Raw genomic sequence first — 18,521 nt, 5'->3', positions numbered from 1 at the left:
GGCTTACGCCAGCCGCTCGGCCACCATCCGCCCGATGCGTGCAAAGGCGGCTTCGATCTGCGCCGCATTCGGTGTGCCGCCCTGGGTATAGGCCGCGATCAGGATCGGCGTCCCGGGCTTATTGTCGAACTTGGGCCAGACCACCGCGATATCGCCCGAGGCGTCCTTGCCGTTGTTGCCGGTCTTGTCGCCGATGGTCCAGCCCGCGGGCAGGCCGCCGCGCAACCGGTTCGCGCCGGTCTTGCAGTTCACCATCCAGTCGGTGAGCAGGGCACGCGAGGCCGGCGACAGCGCCTCGCCCACCACCAGGCGCCGCAAATTTCCCGCCATCGCTGCCGGCGTTGTGGTGTCGTGGGGATCGCCCGGCGGCGAGCGGTTGAGCTCGGGTTCGTTGTGGTCGAGCCGGGATGTGGTATCGCCGAGCGATCGCCAGAAGGCGGTGAGGGTGGCGGGGCCGCCGATCCTCGCCAGCAGCAGATTGGCGCAGGTATTGTCGCTGAGCTCGACGATCGCCTTGCACATGTCGCTGACCGACATCGCGCCGGCCGCAAGATTCTGTTTGGCGGTCGGCGCGTAGTCCAAGAGGTCAGGCTTGCCGTAAGCGATCATGGCCGCAAGCTGCTCCTCGCCGCGGTCGACCCGGGCCAGCACGCAAGCCGCAAGCGAGGCCTTGAAGGTCGAGCACATGACGAAGCGCTCGTCGGCGCGCCATGCGAGTTTTTTTCCGGTCGCAAGGTTCTCTGCATAGACCCCGATCCGTCCACCGCTGTCGCGCTCATAGGTTTCGAGCTCAGGCAGGGCCTCAGCGGCCAACGCGGGAGAGGCGGCGATCCAGCACAGCGAGGCGAGCAGGGAGCGACGATCGAGATGCATGGGGAGCTTTCGGGAGAAGAGATGGAAGAGATTACGCACGCTTCATCCGCGCCGTCATTGCAAGCGCAGCGAAGCAATCCAGAATCCCTCCGCGGAGAGATTCTGGATTGCTTCGTGGCAAGAGCTCCTCGCAATGACGCGGCGAGAGTCATGCTTGCAATGATGCAGTGGAGGGCGAGCGCGTCAGAATTCAGGCAGCGGAACGTCAGGCCCTCCTCACTCCCTCAGGTCATACCGATACGACTTCGACACGATCTGCCAGCCGTCGGCGAGCTTCATCGCCACCAGATAATCGGTGAAGAAGCGCGGAGGCAGCTGGCAACGGACCTTGATGAAGGCGGTCCTTTCGTCCGAACGGTCGATGGTGACGATGAAATCCTCGCGCGGCTTGCCTTCAGCCTTGGCGGAGGCGCGCTTGCGGACGCGGTCGAGCCAGTCGGGCACGGTCAGGACCTGAAGCTCGCCCTTCTCGACCCAGCGCAAGTCAGCGGAGGGATGGAAAATGGTGCCGAGCTTCTCGGCGTCACCCTCGTAAAGCCCGTCGAAATAGGATTGCACGACGGCTTCGATACTCGAACGGTTCTGGCTCATGGGTCATCCTTTTGCATGATGGCTTGGGCGGAACTTAGTCGTACACTTCGAAATGCGCTATGGGTGTCTCTCGCTAATCGCGCGAGGGTGTTGGAATGACCGGATCAGAAACTTCGAACGCTCGTATGCTGATCGGCGAATGCTACTGCCGCGCCGTGCGCTTTGAGGTGGCCGATGCGTTCTCCTATGCGATGAACTGCCACTGCTCGAACTGCCGTCGCACCACCGGCTCCGCCTTCAAGCCGTTCGCCGGCATCGCGCAGGACAAGCTCCGCATTGTCCGGGGAGGGGATCAGCGGATGATTTTCGGCGACGACACTACCCATGACGCCCATTGTGGGCGATGCGGCTCGCTGCTTTATTCCCGGGTACGGGAAGGACAATGGGTCCATGTCGCCATGGGAACCCTCGTTGATGCCCCCTCGATCCGGCCAAGCGCCCACATTTTCGTAGCCTCGAAGGCGCCCTGGCACGAGATTACGGACAATCTGCCGCAATATCGGGGGCATATAGGCGATGGCTAGGGGAGTTCGGTCTGCCCGCCGGTTTGGCAGCGAACCCCGACCGCGCTGGCGCGACAAACAAAGGGGGTCCTTCGGGCTGTCGCCGGCCCGGCCTTGGTGACCTCCATCACAAGCGCCGGCACCGGATCCTGCTAAAGCGGTCACAAGGGGGACCGAAACGTCCCGAACTTCGGAAGTCGTGTCATGCGCAACCTGCTCAGACTCTGCCCGCTTCTCCTCGCCGCCGTGCTGCTGTTCGGCACGGCCCCCGCTTTTGCCGGCAATCGCGTCGCGCTGGTGATTGCCAATTCGGCCTATCAGCACGCGCCGTCGCTCACCAATCCCGTCAATGACGGTGCGGTGATGGCGAAGACGCTGAAGGAGGCCGGTTTCAACAGCGTCGATTTCCGGCACGATCTATCGGCCCTCGATACGCGGCGCGTGCTGCGCGATTTTGCCGATGCGACCCGCAATGCCGACATCGCCGTGGTTTACTATGCCGGCCACGGCATCGAGGTCGAGGGCTCGAATTATCTGATCCCCGTCGACGCCAAGCTCGAGCGCGACACCGACGTCTACGACGAGGCGCTCTCGCTGGACCGCGTCCTGGTCGCCGTCGAACCGGCAAAACAGCTTCGGCTGGTGATCCTGGATGCCTGCCGCGATAATCCGTTCGGCAAGACCATGAAGCGCACGGTGGCCGCGCGCGGTATCGGCCGGGGCCTCGCCCAGGTCGAGCCGACCAGCCCCAATACGCTGATCGCCTATTCGGCGAAGGCCGGCTTCACTGCCCAGGACGGCGACGGGGCCAACAGTCCCTTTACGGTCGCGCTGTCGAAACATCTGACGACGCCGGGCCTCGACGTCCGCCGTGCCTTCGGCTTCGTGCGCGACGACGTGCTCAAGTCGACCGGTAACAAGCAGGAGCCGTTCGTCTACGGCTCGCTCGGAGGTGAGGACGTGCCGTTGGTTCCGGTCAAGGTGACGGCCGCAGCAACGGTTGCGCCCGCGCCGAACCCGCAGGCCGACATCCGCCGCGATTACGAGCTCGCGCTCCAGGTCGGCAACAAGGCGGCGTGGGCCGCCTTCCTTGCCCAGCATCCCGATGGCTTCTATGCGAGCCTCGCCAAGCTTCAAGTCGAGAAAATTGGTGCCGAGCAGGCCCATGCGGCTGCCACCGAGAAGGCGAAACAGGCCGAGGCAGAACGTGATCGTCTCGCGGCGCTTGGCGCGCAGAAGGATGCGCAGGCCAAAGCCGCGGCCGATGCGAAGGCCGCCGAGCAGGCGCAGCTCGCTGCGCAGAAAGCCAAGGAGCAGGCGCAGCAGCAGGCAGCTGCCGCCGAGCAGCAGCGCGTCAATCTCGCCGCTGCGGCCCCGAGCGCGGCGCCGGCCAGCACGGCGAGCCCCGCCGGCACCAACGTTGCCTCCCTGACACCGGCGACCGCGCCGGCCGATCTCAGCCGTTCGGTGCAGACCGAGCTCGGCCGCGTCGGCTGCTTCTCGGGCACTGCCGACGGCAATTGGAGCACGTCCTCGCAGCGCTCGCTGTCGCAGTTCAACCGCTATGCCGGCACCAAGCTCGACGTGAAGGTGGCGAGCACGGATGCACTGGATGCGGTCAAGGCCAAGCCGTCACGCGTCTGCCCGGTGGTCTGCGACCACGGCTTCAAGGCCGATGGCGACAAGTGCACGAAGATCGTCTGCCGTGAGGGCTATGCGGTCAACGACGACAATGAGTGCGAGAAGAAGCGCGCCGCCAAGCCGGCCAAGCCTGCAACGGCGAAGCGCGACGACGGTGATGAACGTCCCGCCCGGCAGCGTCCTCAGGCCGGCGGCGCGGCGGGCGGCTATGGTGCCGCGGCCGGCATTGCTGCCGCTGCCGGCGCCGGTCGCGCCGCAGGTGGCGGGCAAGTCATCTGCAATAGCACCGGCTGCCGTCCGGTCAGCCGCGGTTGCCACCTCGAATATCGCGGCGGCGGCGGTCCCGGCAACGATGCCAATGCCGAAGTGTGTCGTTAGGGTGTGCATGATCCAGATCGTCGTCCCGAAAGGCCGGGACGACGTCAGGTCGCAATCGCGCTCGCCGCGATGTTGACCGTCAGTGCCAGCAAGGCCGTGTTGTAGATGAACGACACGATCCCGTGCGCCGCGGCCGTGCGGCGGATCGTCTTGTCGGTGATGCCAACGTCGGAGACCTGCGCGGTCATGCCGATCACGAACGAGAAATAGACGAAGTCCCAGTAGTCGGCGTGGTCTTCCTTGTCGCCGCTCGGAAACTTAAGGCCGCCCGGCTTGGCGTTCCGATAATAATCATGCGCGTAATGCAGCGCGAAGGTCGTGTGCACGGCGGCCCATGACAGCGCGATGGTGCTGATGGCGATGGTCAGCTCCAATACGCCCCGATGCGATGTGCCGAGCTCCGAGACGATCGCGGCGATGCTGGCGAAGGCGCCGATCGCCGTCACCAGCAGGATCACGAAACGGCCGTCGTCCTGCATCGCGGCGGCGCGCCGGATGTGCTGGTGGTCGTTGCAAAGCATCATTGCGTAGACCAGCACGAGATAGACCGCGATCAGCGCATCCCAGCCGAACAGGAGCCGTGTCACCAGCCGGTGTGAGCCCGGCAAGAGCAGACAGACCAGGACGCCAGCCGCGAGCGCGATGAATGTCCGCGGCCGCGCATAGAGCAGCCGCATCGGCCGCGACATCTGGCGGAAGCGGGCGAGGACGGGGTCTTCTTTGCCCTCGGCCGCCATCGATGCGTGTCAGCTCTTCCGCTCGGCGACGAAGCGCGCAGCGGCCTGCAGCACGGCGGCGCGATCGCCGAAGATCGAGACCGCGCTGTCGGCCCGGGCGAGCAGGTCGCGCACGCGCTGCTTGGCGCCTTCGATGCCGAGCTGGGTGACGAAGGTGGTCTTGCCGAGTGCGGCGTCGGCGCCGGCCGGCTTGCCGAGGGCCGCCGCATCGCCTTCGACGTCGAGCAGATCGTCGGCGATCTGGAAGGCTTCGCCGAGCGCGCGGCCGTAATCGTCGAACGCCTGATATTCTTTCTGCGAGGCCTGGCCGAGGATCGCGCCGGCGATGCAGCCGTAACGCAAGAGCGCGCCGGTCTTCATCTGCTGAATGCGGGCGACATCGATCGGCTCGTTGCCGCCAAAGCGGCCTTCGCCGGCGAGGTCGAGGATCTGGCCGCCGACCATGCCGCCGATGCCGGCGCAGCGCGCCAGCGCGCGCGTCAGCAGCAGCCGCACATTGGCGTCACGATGGATCTCGTCGCGGGTGACGATGTCGAAGGCGAGCGTCAAGAGGCCGTCGCCGGCGAGGATCGCGGTGGCGTCATCGGTCTGCTTGTGCAAGGTCGGGCGGCCGCGGCGCAGGTCGGAATTGTCCATTGCGGGCAGATCGTCGTGGATCAGCGAATAGCAGTGGATGCATTCGAGCGCGGCGCCGACGAGCAGCGCGGCTTCACGGGGAATACCGAACACAGCCGCGCTCTCGACCACCAGGAACGGCCGCAGACGCTTGCCGCCGTTCAGGCTCGAATAGCGCATTGCGTCCATCAGTCGCTTGGGCCGGGCGATCTCATCGTGCAGGATGTCGTCCGACAACAGGCGCCCGAGCAGGGCCTCGGTGTCATCAGCGGTCTTGTCCAGACGCTTGGCGAAATCGGACGGGGACGTGCCGGTCATCAAGAAGGGCTCCAGAACTAAAATTCGGCGGGACAATCCTTTATGCGCCCGCCCCAGTCAATCGTTTGGAAGGCCTAAAAAGTGCTGGAAAAGGCCCGAATTATCACAGACTTAATGGGGAGAGCCGTGGCCGCGTTTCGTTCCGTGCCGGAAAGGTCGATTTGCGCATCGTCAAAATCCTGCTGGTAGCGCTCGCGGTCGTCATTCTCGCGCCCTATGTGATCGCGCCGTTCTACCGCACCGGCCATCCGGTTTCGACGCTGATGGCGTGGCGCTCGCTTCGCGGCGCGCCGATGCAGCGGGAATGGATCGATCTGGCGGCGATGTCGCCCTCGCTGCCGCGATCGGTGGTTGCAGCCGAGGATGCCCATTTCTGCAAGCATCACGCCATCGATTGGGGCGCGCTACGCGAGGCGATCGACGACGCGCAGGAGGATGGTATGCCGTTCCGGGGCGCCTCCACGATCACCCAGCAGGTCGCGAAGAATCTGTTCCTCTGGCAGGGCCGGGATTTCGTCCGCAAGGCGCTCGAATTCCCGCTGGCGCTCTGGATCGATCTCGTCCTGCCCAAGTCGCGGATCCTGGAGATTTACCTCAACATCGCCGAGCTCGGCCCGCAGGGCCAGTTCGGGGTGGGGGCGGCCAGCGCCTATGCCTTCGGCAAATCGGCCGCCGGCCTCTCCCCCCGGGAGGCGGCCCTTCTGGCCTCGATCCTGCCGAATCCGGTCAAACGCAGCGCTAAAACCCCCGGTCCGGGCGTCCGGCGGCTGGCCGGGACCTATGTGGCAAGGGCGCAGGCCTCTTCGCTTACGACCTGCTGGCGGGAAAATCGCTGATTTTGGGCCCTTTCCGGGCGTATTTTCCGGCCCAAAAGCCTAGCTTTGCGGCCAGCCTTCCTCTATAAGCGCGGCCTTGATCGGCATTCAGCTCGCCTCGGATTGCGGGTGCTGAGCCGTCCCTCGCGGACGATGCCCTGATAACACCAATCCCTAGAGGATATTGAAATGGCCGTTCCGAGAAGAAAAACCTCGCCGTCGCGCCGTGGCATGCGCCGCTCGGCAGACGCCATCAAGAAGCCGACCTATGTGGAAGACAAGGACTCTGGCGAGCTCCGTCGTCCGCACCATCTCGACCTCAAGACCGGCATGTACAAGGGCCGTCAGGTCCTGAAGAAGAAAGAGTCCTGAGTTAAGGACCTTTCTCCAGGCAGGATAATCGGGCCTGCCTGATTTCGGCCAACCCATGAGATATGACAGTGACGGCGGCGGAGCTAATGCTTCGCCGCCGCATTGTCCTGTCTGGATATCTTGATCGAGAAGGCATTTCGCCGATGGTCGGTTTCCCGCTGCTTCTGATTCCGCTCGCGGTCTACAACATCATCGCCTTCCTGATGCCGAGCGTGTCCTTCACGGATGTGCTGTTCAAGGTGCCGATGGTGTCAGGCGAGACCTGGCCGGTCACGCTCGCCGACGTGATGCTGGCGCTCGGTATCGTGCTGCTGCTGCTCGAAGTTGTTAAGGGCGCGCGGCCCGGCTCGAAATTCCTGATGGATCATCTGCTGTCACTGATCCTGTTCGGCGCGGCCGCTGCCGAATTCGTGATGTGGCCCAAATTCGGCAACTCGACCTTTTTCCTGCTGGTGCTGCTCGCGATGGCCGATTTCCTCGGCGGCATTGCCCAGCGCACGCGCCGCCGCGTCACCTATGTCGCCGAGACAACGGTGCCGGCGCCACGCAAGGCCAAGCGTCAGGTGGAAGCTCCGGCGGGAGATGCCGTGGCCGAGCCCAAGTTCGAGCCGGTGTCCTCGCCGCTCGCAGCACCGCCCGCGCCCTCGGCACAGTCGGTCGCCGAATCCGTGCTGATGGATCCTCCCGCGCCGAAGCCGGTGCAGAGCACGCCCTCGCCGGAAGTCCCCTCGCCGCATTTGCAGCCGGGCGACGGCACGTCTCCGTCCCCCGACACGCCGCCGCGCTGATCGATCTCAAGCCACCTGCCGCGTGCGCGCGCTGACGCTCTGCAGCGGGCGCTTGCCGCCATAGGCCGTCTGCGCATCTTCGGAAGAGGCGCGACGCAGCCGGCTCGCCTGGGGCAGATGTTCGGCATTCGCGATCAGCTGGGCGACGAAGCTCGGATCGGGGCGCGGCAACGGCGTCTTGTGGACCCATTGCAAAATCGGAAGCACCGGCACTAGGGCCGTGCCCGTGCCGTTATCCGCCGCGTCCGTTCGATCGGTACTCAACATCGCTATCACCGTTGATCCGGCAGAGCCTGTCGCGTTTCGGGACGCTGGCGCCGGGTGCGTGTCAGTACTCGCAAGGCCTATGCCGGACGGGCCGGTTTGGTTCCCCCGGCGTGTAGAAACGTGGTTTCCAAATTGTTTATCAACTTTGCCTAGGGTTGGGGACGAATCTGGCTCTATCCTGTGTCAGCTCAGGACTTTCCCCCTGTCCCGAAACGAGGCGATTTTGATCCCCGCATTACCGCAAGCCTCCGACATCCTGGCTGCCCTCGGCCAGGCCGTGTTTGCCTGGGACATTGGCAGTGATGCGATCGTCTGGGGTGACCAGGTCGCCAGCGTCTTTCCGGGCATTCCCGCCGAGCGGCTGGCGACGGGCGCCGAATTTGCCAAGCTGATCGAGCCCGCGCCATCGTTGCGGACCGCGGCGCTGGCACAAGCCTACGCCGTGCATGGTGCCGACGGCACGCCCTACCGGGTCGAGTACGGCGTGCGCATGAGCGCCGCCGATCCCGTGATCTGGATCGAGGAGACCGGCCGCTGGTTCGCCGGACCCGACGGCCGCCCGGTGCGCGCGATCGGCTCGGTCCGAATCAACAATGAGCGCCACGCCCGCGACGAGGAGCTGACCAAGCTGGCCCGGCTCGATCCGCTGACCGGCGAGCTCAATCGTTCTCATCTGATTGCCGCGCTGGCCGAGGCGATCGAGGAGACGACCCGCTTCCGCTCGACCGCGGCCTTCATGCTGGTCGGCATCGACCATCTCGCCCGCGTCAACGACGCCTTCGGCTTCGACGTCGCCGACGCCGTGATCCTCGACGTCGCCAAGCGCATCCGCTCGCGCCTGCGCGGCGGCGACGTGCTCGGCCGCTTTTCCGGCAACAAGTTCGGCCTGATCCTGAAGAACTGCACCGTCGACGACATGAATGTCGCCGCCGAGCGTTTCCTTGCCGGCATCCGCGACGAGGTGGTGCCGACCAAATCCGGTCCGGTCTCGGTCACCGCCTCGATCGGCGCGGTCAGCGTACCGCGCTATGCCCGCAACACCGACGAGGCCGTCAACCGCGCCCATGAGACGCTGGATGCCGCCAAGCGCCGCCGCGTCGGCTCGTTCGCGGTATGGCGTCCGGATGCCACACGCGATGCGCAGCGCCGCGTCAACATCCGCGTCACCGACGAAATCGTCACCGCACTGAACGAGCGCCGCATCAAGCTCGCCTATGAGCCGGTGGTGTCGGCCGGCTCGCGCGAGCGCGCTTTCCATGAATGCCTGGTGCGGATGGACCAGGGCGACGGCCAGGTGCTGCTCGCGCCCGACATTGTGCCGGTCGCCGAACGGCTCGGCCTGATCCGCCTGGTCGATCACCGCGTGCTCGAGCTCGTGGTGGCCGAGCTCGCCGCCGCGCCCGACATCTGCCTCAGCCTCAACATCTCGCCGGATACGACCATGGATCCGGACTGGTGGGCGGGAATCGAATCGCTGATGCAGGCCCATCCCGGCGTTGCCGAGCGGCTGATCGTCGAGATCACCGAGACGGTCGCGATCCAGGACATCGATGACGTCCGTGCCTTCGTTGGCCGCCTCAAGCATTTCGGCAGCCGCATCGCCATCGACGATTTCGGCGCGGGCTACACCTCGTTCCGAAACTTGCGCAAGCTCGGCGTGGATATCGTCAAGATCGACGGCGCGTTCGTGCAGAACATCACCCATTCCGCCGACGATCGCGCCTTCGTGCAGACCCTGATCGATCTCGCCCGCCGCCTCGACATAAAGACGGTGGCTGAATGGGTGCAGGACGAGGAGGCCGCCAACATGCTGCGCGACTGGGGCTGCGACTACATCCAGGGCAGGTTGATCGGGCTGGCATCAGCGGAACGCCCGTGGGGCGTCCCGCCGGATAACGCGCTGCCTGCAGCGAGCTGAGATGCCCTAGGGTGGGCAAAGGCGCACTTGCGCCGTGCCCACCATTCCTCCGTGATGGATAAAGATCGTGGGCACGCTCCCGCCGTCGCTCTTCGAGCTATGGCGGACAAGTCGCTTTGCCCATCCTACGAAGCCTTCACGCTCCCTCATCCAGCGCCACCAGCTCGCGCTTCTTGCGCAGCGACGGCAATAGTGGCGCGATCAGCAGCACCAGGGCAAACACGAGACACACCCCTGAGATCGGCCGCTGCACGAAGGTCCAGAGGTCGCCCTGCGACAGGATCAGCGACTTGCGTAGGTTATTCTCCATCATCGGTCCCAGCACGAAGGCCAGCACCAGCGGTGCCGGCTCGTAACCGAGCTTGCGCATGAAATAGCCGATGATGCCGAACGCGATCATCACATAGACATCGAACACGTTGTTGCTGGAGCAGTAGACGCCCAGGATCGTGAACAGGATGATCAGGGGGAACAGGATATTGTAGGGCAGCTTGAGCAGTTGCACCCACATGCCGATCATTGGCAGGTTCAGGATCAGCAGCATGACGTTGCCGATATACATGCTGGCGACGATGCCCCAGAATAGGCCGGGGTTTTGCGTGATCAGCAGCGGCCCCGGCTGCAGACCGTGAATGACGAACGCGCCGAGCAGCAGCGCCATCACCACATTCGGCGGAATGCCGAGCGTCATCAGCGGAATGAAGGCGCCGCCCGCCGCGGCGTTGTTCGCCGATTCCGGCCCGGCGACGCCTTCGATCGCGCCATGGCCGAAACGCTCGGGCGTCTTCGATAGCCGCTTCTCCAGCGCGTAGGAGGCAAAGGACGCCACGACCGCGCCGCCGCCCGGCAGGATGCCGAGGAAGAAGCCGAGGATGGTGCCGCGGCCGACCGGACCTGCACTCGCCTTCCAGTCCTCCCTGGTGGGCAGCAGATGGGTGATCCTGGTGTTGATGATGTCGCGCTTGATCGCCTGCTCGGTGTTGAGCAGTACCTCGGCAACGCCGAACAGGCCCATCACGACAGGCACGAGCCCGATGCCGTCGATCAGCTCCATGCGGCCGAAGGTCAGACGCGGCTGTGCCGTGATGCTGTCGAGCCCGATCAGTCCGAGCACGACGCCGATGCACGCCATCAGCAATGCCTTCGGCATCGAACCCTGGGTGAGGAATGTGAGCACCACGAGGCCGAGCACCATCAGGCTGAAATATTCGGCCGGGCCGAACGCGATGGCGACGCTGGCAAGCTTCGGCGCGACCAGCATCAAGGCGATCAGCGCGAATGTGCCGGCAATGAAGGAGCCGAAGGCGGAAATGCCGAGTGCAGGGCCAGCGCGTCCCTGCTTCGCCATCTGGTGGCCGTCGATGCAGGTGACGACGGAAGCAGCTTCGCCGGGGATGTTGACCAGGATCGAGGTGGTCGAGCCGCCATACATCGAGCCGTAATAGATGCCAGCCATCATGATGATGCCGGATTCCGGCGTGCCCGACAGCGTCACGGGCAGCAGGAGCGACATCGCCGAGATCGGCCCGATGCCCGGCAGCACGCCGACCAGCGTGCCGATGAAGACACCGATGAAGCAGTAGAGCAGGTTGACCGGCAGCAGCGCGACGCCGAATCCGTGAGCGACATTGACAAGCGTATCCATAGGGTCAGCCGATCCCGAACAGGCCCGAGGGCAGCTGGATCAACAGCAGCCGCTTGAGCACCCACCACATGCCTGATGGCACCAGCACGGCGATCGGGATCGCCAGCGTCCAGCGAACGGGATCAATCAGCCGCAACAGCAGCAGCACCAACGGGATCGACGACAGCAGGAAGCCGAGTGGTTCCAGCGCAATGGAGAATGCCACGAGACAGCCAATCAACAGGAGCGGCTTGCTCCAGCGCACATTCTCCCAGCGCGAGGCCAATGTCGGTGCACCCTCGGTGACCGCCGAGACGATGACGGCGCCTGCGAACACGCACATCAGGATGCCCGTGTAGAACAGCACGTAGCCGGAGCCGGGGTCGTTGATGGTGCCGAGCTTGAGCTTCATACCGGACCAGATCACGAAGCCGCCGAGCCCAAGCCCGATCAGCCCGCCCCAGAGCTCGGAATTGCTGAGGCGGAGTTTGACGTTGGTTTGACTGTTCATCGGCGCTCTCTCGGCCGTTCCCCGGACGCTGCGCAGCGCGAAGCGGTGCGCTGCAGAGCCGGGGCCCATAGGCCCGTGGCAAAGGTGGGTTCCGGCTCTGCGATGCACCGCTGAAGAAGCGTTGCACCGCGTCCGGGACACGGAACTGGCTCAGCCCTACTTCTTCGCGAGCCCGAGGGTCTCGATCACCTTGCGCTCGGACTCCGTGACCTCGACCACGAACTTCTTGTAGTCCTCGGTGTTCTTGTAGTTCGGCACCATGTCGTATTTGGCAAGCGTAGCCACGACCGCCGGATCCTCGACCGCCTTCTTGAAGGCATCGTGCAGCTTGGCGACGATCTTTGGATCCATGCCTTTCGGGCCGGCGATGCCGAAGGGGGAATCATAGACCATGGGATAGCCGAGCTCCTTCAGCGTCGGCGCGTCGGGATAGTTCGGCGAGCGTGCGCCGGTCCACACCATCAGCAGCCGCAACTTGCCGGCGTCGACCAGCGGCCGCCATCCCGTGGAGTCCGCCTGAAGCATCGTGTGCTGCCCCAGCACCGCGGCATTGGTCTCCGCGCCGCCCTTGAAAGGGACTTGCGTCAACTTGATGCCGGACATCGCGGCGATCTGCTCCATGCCGATATGCAGCGAGGTGCCGGCGCCCGGCGTGGCATAGGTCACCTTGCCCGGATTCGCCTTGGCGAACTCCACGACGTCCTTCCAGCTCTTGAACTGCGACTCCGCGCTGGTGGTCACGCCGAAGGTGTAGCCGGTGAGATGGATGATGTAGGTGAAGTCCTTTGCCGGATCCCACGACACTTCCTGCATCAAGGGCAGGCGGAACACGGTGATCGGAATCTGCGAGATGGTGTAGCCGTCCGGCTTCGCGGCCGCCGCCATGGTCGCCGGGCCCACCGTGCCGCCGCCGCCGGCCTTGTTGTCGATCACGATCGGCTGCCCCAGCACCTTCGAGGCGCTGTCGGCGATGGCGCGCATGGAGATATCGGTCGATCCGCCGGCCGGCCATGGCACGATCAGCGTGATCGGCTTGCTGGGATAGTCCTGCGCGCTGGCGGCAGTCGAGAGCAATGCGCCCATGACAGCATGCATCGCGGCAAATGCGATCGTCTTCAGCCCGTATCGCGGCATTGAAACTCCTCCCCTCGCGGCGGCCTCTTTGAGGGTCGCCGTTTCTCGTTCTTGCGAGGCGATTGTTCCTGAAATCGACGGAGAAGAAAAGCGCATTGCGCGGATCGCGGGCGCCGGGCGGTGCGGCAATCCCGGTCGAGGCGGCACGTGCGACAATTCGTCGTTTTTTCGTGTGCCGAGAGACGGAATTTGAGGGAGCAGAAAGCCGCTACGCCACGCGCCGGACCGAACTCAGCGTCTCTATGGCGCGGCCGACCTCCGATGCCGGGCACGGCCTGCCGAAATAATAGCCCTGTACGGCGGTGCAGCCGCATTCGCGGACGAAGTCGAGTTGCTCCTCGGTCTCCACGCCCTCCGCGGTCGTTTCGACGCCGAGCACGGAGCCGAGGCTCGCGATGGTACGGACGATGGCAACGCTCTCCGGACTTTCGCCGAGCGTGCCGACGAAGGAGCGATCGATCTTGATGCGATCGAACGGAAATTTGCGTAAATAGCTCAGCGAGGAATAGCCGACGCCGAAATCGTCGAGGCTGACGCGCACCCCTAGCGCGCGAAGCTGGTGCAGGATCTCGATCGTCGCCTCGCTGTCGTCGAGCAGCGCCGTTTCGGTGACCTCGAGCTCGAGCCGTTGCGGCGGCAGGCCGGCTTCGGCAAGTGCGCTCGTGACCATCGCCACCAACCCGCGCGAGCGGAACTGCACCGGCGACAGATTTACCGCGACGGTGACATCGGGCCAGGATGCGGCAGTCGCACAAGCGCTGCGCAGCACCCATTCGCCGATCGGAACGATCAGCCCGGTCTCTTCAGCGATCGGAATGAACTCGGCCGGCGAGACGAAGCCGCGCGAGGGATGTTTCCAGCGCAGCAGCGCCTCGAACCCGGTGAGCTCGGATGAATCCAGCCGCACCTGCGGCTGGAACACCAGATGGAATTCACGCGCCTCGAGCGCGCCGCGCAGATCGTGCTCCAGCGCGTGCCGACTGCGCGCCTCTTCCTCCATCTCGGGCTCGAACAGCTGATAGGCGCCACGCCCCTTGGCCTTGGCCTGGTACAGCGCGAGATCGGCGCATTTCATCAGCTCGTCGGCATCGAGCCCGTGGTCGGGCGCGATCGCGATGCCGACGGAGACGCCGACATGGATCGACTGGCTTTCCAGCGGCGGCGGATGACCGATGACCTCGACCAGGCGCCGGGCCAGCTTTTCCGCCGATCGCGGTTGCGGTCCGCGCTGGAGCACGGCGAACTCGTCGCCGCCGAGCCGGGCGACGGTATCGTGCTCGCCGACATTCTCCTTCAGCCGCGCCGCGACCCAGCGCAGCAGACGGTCGCCGGCGGCGTGGCCGAGGCGGTCATTGACGGTCTTGAAATTGTCGAGGTCGAAGCACAGCACGGCCATGGCGCCGCCGGCGATCGCGACCTGGTTCAGTCCCTCGCCCATCTTCTCGCGGAACAGCGTGCGGTTGGGCAGGTCGGTCAACGAATCGTGCCGCGCCATGTGCGCGACGCGCGCCTGGGCCTTGTGGCGCTCGGTGACGTCCTCGTAGGTGACGACCCAGCCGCCATGCTCCATCCGCTTGTGATTGAGCTTGATGATGCGGCCGTCGCTCAAGTGGCGGTGCAGCGTATGCTCGCCCTCGCGTAGCCGCTCGACGTAATCGGCATAGAGCCGCGCGGCTGTGGTGTTCTGATGGATACCGAGCTCGCAGCTATGCTCCATGATCTCGCGCATCGAGACGCCGGGCTTCACGACATCCGGCGACAGGCCGTACATCTCGATGTAGCGGCGATTGCACACGATGACGCGCAGGCTCGCATCGAGCATGCACAGGCCCTGGCTCATGTTGTTCAGCGCCGCGTCGAAGCGGCGATACTGCTCGCTCAGCTCCTCGATCGCGTGCTCGCGTTCGGTGATGTCCTCATAAGTGGCGACGAAGCCGCCCTGGGCCAGAGCGCAGTACCTGACCGAAATCACGGTGTTGTTCGACATCCGTCGGCGCATCGGAGAGGCGTCGTGATTGGCGATCCTCGCACTGGCGGCTTCCAGCAGCTGTTGCGGACTGTATTCGGAAGAGAACGCGCCGTTCGCCATCGAGCGCTCGATCAACTCGGCGAGATGCGTCCCGGGCCTGGTCTCTTGCGGCGACAGCAGGTAGATCTTGCGGTAAGTGGTGTTGCAGACGCGGAGGCGCATGTCGCTGTCGTAGAAGGCGAGCCCATGCGCCATATTTTCCAGCGCCGCGTCGAGGATGAAGTTCTGCTGCCGCAGCGTTTCCTCGTATTGCAGCCGCTCCGTGACGTCCTCATGCACGGTCACCCAGCCGCCGTCGGGCAGGAAGCGCGAGACCGCCTGCACCATGCGTCCGTCATGGCGCATCACCAGCAGGGATTTCGCCTTTCTGGCCCGCACGTCCTCCAACCTGGAGTTCTGGAAATCGTCGGCCGCCATGCCCGGCAAATTGCCGCGTGACATCCAATGGTCGATCACCGTGCTATGCGGGACCCCTGGCTTCACGATCTCGGGGTCGAGATTGTAGAGGTTCAGGAAGCGTTCGTTGCAGACGACGACACGGCTGTCGGCATCGTACATGATGAGGCCGTGGGACATGTTGGAGAGAGCGTGCTGGCTGCGCTCCGTCTGCACGCGCAATTCCGCCTCGAGCCGGGCGAGGCGGGTGACATCGTCGCAGATCGTCATCCAGCCGCCGCCGGGAAGCGGCTTCAGCTCGAGCGACATGACGAGGCCGGTCGCAAGCTGCTGCTCGGTCCGGAACGGCTTTCCCCCCGCGATCTGCTCCACGCGCCTGGTGTAGAGCGTCTCGATCTCGCTCACCGGAAAGTTGCCGAGCGAGGCGCTGTGAGCGAGCACGTCGCGATAGCTCGTGCCGATCCGCACGATCTCGGCCGACATGTTGAACAGGCTCAAATAGCGCTGGTTGACGAGCACGATCCGGTTGTCGGCATCGTAGACGCAGACACCCTGTTCCATGTGGTCGAGCGCAAGCTGGCTCAGCGCGACCAGGGCCTCCGGGCCTTGCTCGCGGCGTGCACCAAGCTCGTTGTCGCGGGTCGAAATCATGGGTTGGCGGGGTCTCGGCGGGCACTAGACTTAACGCAACCTAATTCAGCCATCGAGGGTAGCGAAGGGGCCGGAAAATTCCCTTAAGCGCAGTAGTTTACGGAGGATGACTGGCGAGGGAGAGCGCGTCGGAAATGCGGAGGTGCGCGCGAGACTTGGCCGGGAGGGCGCGTCAAATGAAGTGTCGTCCCTGCGAAAGCAGGGACCCATAACCACAGGGAAAGGTTTGACGAAGATTGGAAGTGAAGGGGCCTTCCCGTGGTACCAGCATTGCGGCTTAGAGACAGATCACGCGGTATGGGTCCCTGCGTTCGCAGGGACGACAGCGGTGGTCTGGTCCGACAGCCTTCCCTACGGCCCGTACAACACCAGTTCCGTATCGGTGAGATCGCCGAGCTGCGGCCGATCCGGGCCCTTGAAGTATTTGCGACCGCGCCGCTCGGTATAAATACCGACAAGGCCGGGAATCGGGCCATTGGAATCGATCGCCACCGCGATCTTGCCGAGCCGAAGCAGCAGCCGGCCGATGCGGCCTGCGCAGGCGGCGTATTCCGAGGCGCTGCGGCAATAGATCAGCTTCATCGCAGGAGGCGCAATGAAGCCGCGACGGATGCGCACCGGTTGCAGGATGAAGGGGAATGTTCCCTTCGGCGTGCGGCAGACGAGGCTGAGGCAATTGTAGCGCGCATGCCGCGTCAGCAGCTCGGTTTCGCCTTCGGAAAGCCCCTCGATCGTCTTGGCGTGAGGCGAGATGACCTCGATCTCGCTCCAGCGCGGGGGCCGCGCCAGGGCAGGAACCGAGAAGAATATGCCACGGCAGTAGGCGCGAAAGCCCTGCGTCTCGATGATCGGCCAGGTCCACGGCGCCGGGCTGATGTTGAAATAGGTCACGTCCTTGTGCCGCTGTGCGATCTTGGTCAGCAGTGGGGCATAGTTGCGGTAGGCCGGATCGACATACCAGCTCGATAGATTGCACTGGATGGCGGTCTCTTCGCCGCTCTTCCGCGCCGTGTAGATCAACAGCAGCACGCCGACCGGCGTGCCGTCACTCTCGAGCATGTAGCCGAAGCGCGGATAGCCCTCCGGGACAGACCGGAAGGCCTGCCGGCGCAGACCCTGAATCCAATAGTTCCGCGAGCGGCCGACGAAGCCGCGCGTCAGCAGGTCCGCGACCGCTTCGGCGTCGGACTCGGTGATCTCGCGGCATCGCACCTTGGTGTGAATCACGCTCGTCTTACCCGTGGAAATGGCAGGCCTCGTTTCGTCTATTGTTTCAGCATGATCTTTTCGGAAGACCGCTTCGCACTTCTTGCTGACGCGGTCCCTCGGATCTGGATCATGCTGCTAGCGCCAGCCTTCGACATGGGCGTCGGCCGTGCCCCGCGGCTGCAGGCCCAGGACGTCCCGCACCTTGGCGGGCCAGGCGGAAAGGTCGGTGCCGTGGGTGTGGAACATGGCGACAGCCAGCCGGTCCATGCCGAAGGCGACGCAGCCGGTGTGGGCCGGCTCGCCGCCGGCATCCTGGATTCCCCAGGTCGTGCCGAAATGCTCGCGGTGATAGTTGAAGCTCATGCAGGCGGTCGGCTGCTCTTCCGAGCGCAGCGGAATGAGCAGCTCGAACTTGAGCTGCTGCTGCTTCTGGCTCACCGCCTTCATCTGGCCGACGCGACCGAAGAAAGGATCGCTGGCATAGTCGACACGGAAGGTGAGGCCGAGGTCGGTCGCGATCGCCTGCGCGCGCACCATCCAGCGCTCACGGAAATCGGCGACGTCATCGGGGCTGCCGATGCAGACATATTCGCGCATCCGGAACGATTGCAGCCGGTCGAGATGCTTCGACGGCTCGCGGCGGAAGCAGTCGGCGGCAACGTCGAAGCGCAGGCCGCCCTTCGGCAAGGGGCCGCGGCTCGCCGCAATCGGATAGACCGGATAGCAGGCGGCGGGCGACAGCACGAGGTCGGCGGGAGACAGCGAGGTGGTCCAGTCGCCGCCGGCATCGAAGCGGCTCACCGCGGCGTTGATCTCGCGCTCGGTCCCGTGCAGGCCGCAAACGCAGCCGAGCAGGTTCGGAAAGCTCTTGAGGTAGCCGGATTTCTCCAGCTGAGCGCGGCTCATCACCGGCGGGAAGCGCATCACCTCGGTGCCGCTCTCGCGATGGCTGGTGATCATCGCCGCGAGCTTCTCGACGACGCCTTCATAGAGCGCAGTGCGGGCGTAGACGCCGTCGGCGCCCATGCGGTGGAACAGCTTGTCGGCGAGATGATCGAGCGGATCGATCATCTGCGGCGCGGTCGCGGGCGAGTCGGGAAGGATGGCAATGTTCATGGGGCGATGTCCTGCTATCTCAAAATTGTTATTGT

The 18,521-nt window shown here is 64.8% G+C and carries 17 protein-coding genes; 6 read left to right on the top strand and 11 right to left on the bottom strand.

What is annotated here, in order from left to right:
* Positions 1-3: 3 nt before the first annotated feature.
* Together bla and XI03_RS28550 are read right to left on the bottom strand one after the other, a co-directional pair.
* Positions 4-873, bottom strand: a complete 870-nt coding sequence (gene bla / locus XI03_RS28555) for a class A beta-lactamase (protein WP_038970688.1) — start codon at positions 871-873, stop codon at positions 4-6.
* 216 nt (positions 874-1,089) lie between these two features.
* On the bottom strand, positions 1,090-1,464 hold the full coding sequence (locus tag XI03_RS28550) for a nuclear transport factor 2 family protein (RefSeq protein ID WP_028139636.1): 375 nt from the start codon (positions 1,462-1,464) through the stop codon (positions 1,090-1,092).
* 95 nt (positions 1,465-1,559) lie between these two features.
* Here XI03_RS28550 and XI03_RS28545 point away from each other — a divergent pair, with 95 nt between their 5' ends.
* Positions 1,560-1,988: a GFA family protein gene (locus XI03_RS28545; protein WP_038949505.1), complete on the top strand. Its 429-nt coding sequence runs from the start codon at positions 1,560-1,562 to the stop codon at positions 1,986-1,988.
* A 183-nt stretch (positions 1,989-2,171) separates the two neighbouring features.
* Entirely contained in the window at positions 2,172-3,986 is a 1,815-nt protein-coding gene (locus XI03_RS28540; protein ID WP_271594001.1) for a caspase family protein, read from the top strand.
* Between the two features lie 44 nt (positions 3,987-4,030).
* On the opposite strand, the gene XI03_RS28535 is transcribed toward XI03_RS28540, so the two are convergent.
* Positions 4,031-4,723 carry a DUF1345 domain-containing protein gene (locus XI03_RS28535; RefSeq protein ID WP_271594000.1) on the bottom strand — a complete coding sequence of 231 codons (693 nt, stop codon included), beginning with the start codon at positions 4,721-4,723 and terminating at the stop codon, positions 4,031-4,033.
* A 9-nt stretch (positions 4,724-4,732) separates the two neighbouring features.
* Positions 4,733-5,656 carry a polyprenyl synthetase family protein gene (locus tag XI03_RS28530; RefSeq protein ID WP_271593999.1) on the bottom strand — a complete coding sequence of 308 codons (924 nt, stop codon included), beginning with the start codon at positions 5,654-5,656 and terminating at the stop codon, positions 4,733-4,735.
* Between the two features lie 161 nt (positions 5,657-5,817).
* Between XI03_RS28530 and mtgA the strand changes: the two genes are divergently transcribed.
* From mtgA to XI03_RS28515, 3 genes are all read left to right on the top strand, one after another.
* Entirely contained in the window at positions 5,818-6,492 is a 675-nt protein-coding gene (mtgA, locus tag XI03_RS28525) for a monofunctional biosynthetic peptidoglycan transglycosylase (RefSeq protein ID WP_271593998.1), read from the top strand.
* 168 nt (positions 6,493-6,660) lie between these two features.
* Positions 6,661-6,843 (top strand): 50S ribosomal protein L32, encoded by a 183-nt coding sequence (gene rpmF, locus XI03_RS28520; RefSeq protein ID WP_007598106.1) that lies wholly within the window; start codon positions 6,661-6,663, stop codon positions 6,841-6,843.
* A 143-nt stretch (positions 6,844-6,986) separates the two neighbouring features.
* Positions 6,987-7,631 (top strand): hypothetical protein, encoded by a 645-nt coding sequence (locus XI03_RS28515; RefSeq protein ID WP_212243768.1) that lies wholly within the window; start codon positions 6,987-6,989, stop codon positions 7,629-7,631.
* Between the two features lie 6 nt (positions 7,632-7,637).
* Here XI03_RS28515 and XI03_RS28510 read toward each other — a convergent pair whose 3' ends face one another.
* Positions 7,638-7,898 carry a hypothetical protein gene (locus tag XI03_RS28510; RefSeq protein ID WP_271593997.1) on the bottom strand — a complete coding sequence of 87 codons (261 nt, stop codon included), beginning with the start codon at positions 7,896-7,898 and terminating at the stop codon, positions 7,638-7,640.
* Between the two features lie 223 nt (positions 7,899-8,121).
* On the opposite strand from XI03_RS28510, the gene XI03_RS28505 reads away from it, so the two are divergent.
* Positions 8,122-9,816, top strand: coding sequence for a putative bifunctional diguanylate cyclase/phosphodiesterase (locus XI03_RS28505; protein ID WP_271593996.1), 1,695 nt, complete (start codon positions 8,122-8,124; stop codon positions 9,814-9,816).
* Positions 9,817-9,952: 136 nt separating this feature from the next.
* On the opposite strand, the gene XI03_RS28500 is transcribed toward XI03_RS28505, so the two are convergent.
* The 6 genes from XI03_RS28500 to XI03_RS28475 all read right to left on the bottom strand — a co-directional run bounded on the left by XI03_RS28500 (position 9,953) and on the right by XI03_RS28475 (position 18,486).
* Complete coding sequence (locus tag XI03_RS28500) at positions 9,953-11,461, bottom strand: tripartite tricarboxylate transporter permease (RefSeq protein ID WP_095424917.1); 1,509 nt, start codon at positions 11,459-11,461, stop codon at positions 9,953-9,955.
* A gap of 4 nt (positions 11,462-11,465) precedes the next feature.
* The gene (locus tag XI03_RS28495) at positions 11,466-11,951 is read right to left on the bottom strand and encodes a tripartite tricarboxylate transporter TctB family protein (protein WP_271593995.1); all 486 of its coding nucleotides are present in this window, start codon (positions 11,949-11,951) and stop codon (positions 11,466-11,468) included.
* A gap of 156 nt (positions 11,952-12,107) precedes the next feature.
* The gene (locus XI03_RS28490) at positions 12,108-13,085 is read right to left on the bottom strand and encodes a tripartite tricarboxylate transporter substrate binding protein (protein WP_028139647.1); all 978 of its coding nucleotides are present in this window, start codon (positions 13,083-13,085) and stop codon (positions 12,108-12,110) included.
* Positions 13,086-13,293: 208 nt separating this feature from the next.
* A complete protein-coding gene (locus XI03_RS28485) occupies positions 13,294-16,161 on the bottom strand; it encodes a PAS-domain containing protein (RefSeq protein ID WP_271593994.1) in 2,868 nt (955 codons plus the stop codon).
* Positions 16,162-16,512: 351 nt separating this feature from the next.
* Positions 16,513-17,388: an acyl-CoA acyltransferase gene (locus XI03_RS28480; protein WP_271593993.1), complete on the bottom strand. Its 876-nt coding sequence runs from the start codon at positions 17,386-17,388 to the stop codon at positions 16,513-16,515.
* A 117-nt stretch (positions 17,389-17,505) separates the two neighbouring features.
* Entirely contained in the window at positions 17,506-18,486 is a 981-nt protein-coding gene (locus XI03_RS28475) for an amino acid--[acyl-carrier-protein] ligase (protein ID WP_271593992.1), read from the bottom strand.
* Positions 18,487-18,521 lie beyond the last annotated feature (35 nt).

This window comes from Bradyrhizobium sp. CCBAU 65884, from assembly GCF_028128835.1.
In the GTDB taxonomy this organism is placed as follows: Bacteria; Pseudomonadota; Alphaproteobacteria; order Rhizobiales; family Xanthobacteraceae; genus Bradyrhizobium; species Bradyrhizobium ottawaense.
Note: the sequence above shows the minus strand (reverse complement) of the source record. Positions and strands in the feature narration are given on the sequence as shown.

Coding starts and splice junctions, on each gene's coding strand:
- XI03_RS28550 (WP_028139636.1), bottom strand. CDS start 1,464: ATGAGCCAGAACCGTTCGAGTATCGAAGCCGTCGTGCAATCCTATTTC.
- XI03_RS28490 (WP_028139647.1), bottom strand. CDS start 13,085: ATGCCGCGATACGGGCTGAAGACGATCGCATTTGCCGCGATGCATGCT.
- XI03_RS28540 (WP_271594001.1), top strand. CDS start 2,172: ATGCGCAACCTGCTCAGACTCTGCCCGCTTCTCCTCGCCGCCGTGCTG.
- XI03_RS28530 (WP_271593999.1), bottom strand. CDS start 5,656: ATGACCGGCACGTCCCCGTCCGATTTCGCCAAGCGTCTGGACAAGACC.
- XI03_RS28515 (WP_212243768.1), top strand. CDS start 6,987: ATGGTCGGTTTCCCGCTGCTTCTGATTCCGCTCGCGGTCTACAACATC.
- XI03_RS28545 (WP_038949505.1), top strand. CDS start 1,560: ATGACCGGATCAGAAACTTCGAACGCTCGTATGCTGATCGGCGAATGC.
- XI03_RS28535 (WP_271594000.1), bottom strand. CDS start 4,723: ATGGCGGCCGAGGGCAAAGAAGACCCCGTCCTCGCCCGCTTCCGCCAG.
- XI03_RS28500 (WP_095424917.1), bottom strand. CDS start 11,461: ATGGATACGCTTGTCAATGTCGCTCACGGATTCGGCGTCGCGCTGCTG.
- XI03_RS28485 (WP_271593994.1), bottom strand. CDS start 16,161: ATGATTTCGACCCGCGACAACGAGCTTGGTGCACGCCGCGAGCAAGGC.
- XI03_RS28475 (WP_271593992.1), bottom strand. CDS start 18,486: ATGAACATTGCCATCCTTCCCGACTCGCCCGCGACCGCGCCGCAGATG.
- XI03_RS28510 (WP_271593997.1), bottom strand. CDS start 7,898: ATGTTGAGTACCGATCGAACGGACGCGGCGGATAACGGCACGGGCACG.
- rpmF (WP_007598106.1), top strand. CDS start 6,661: ATGGCCGTTCCGAGAAGAAAAACCTCGCCGTCGCGCCGTGGCATGCGC.
- bla (WP_038970688.1), bottom strand. CDS start 873: ATGCATCTCGATCGTCGCTCCCTGCTCGCCTCGCTGTGCTGGATCGCC.
- XI03_RS28495 (WP_271593995.1), bottom strand. CDS start 11,951: ATGAACAGTCAAACCAACGTCAAACTCCGCCTCAGCAATTCCGAGCTC.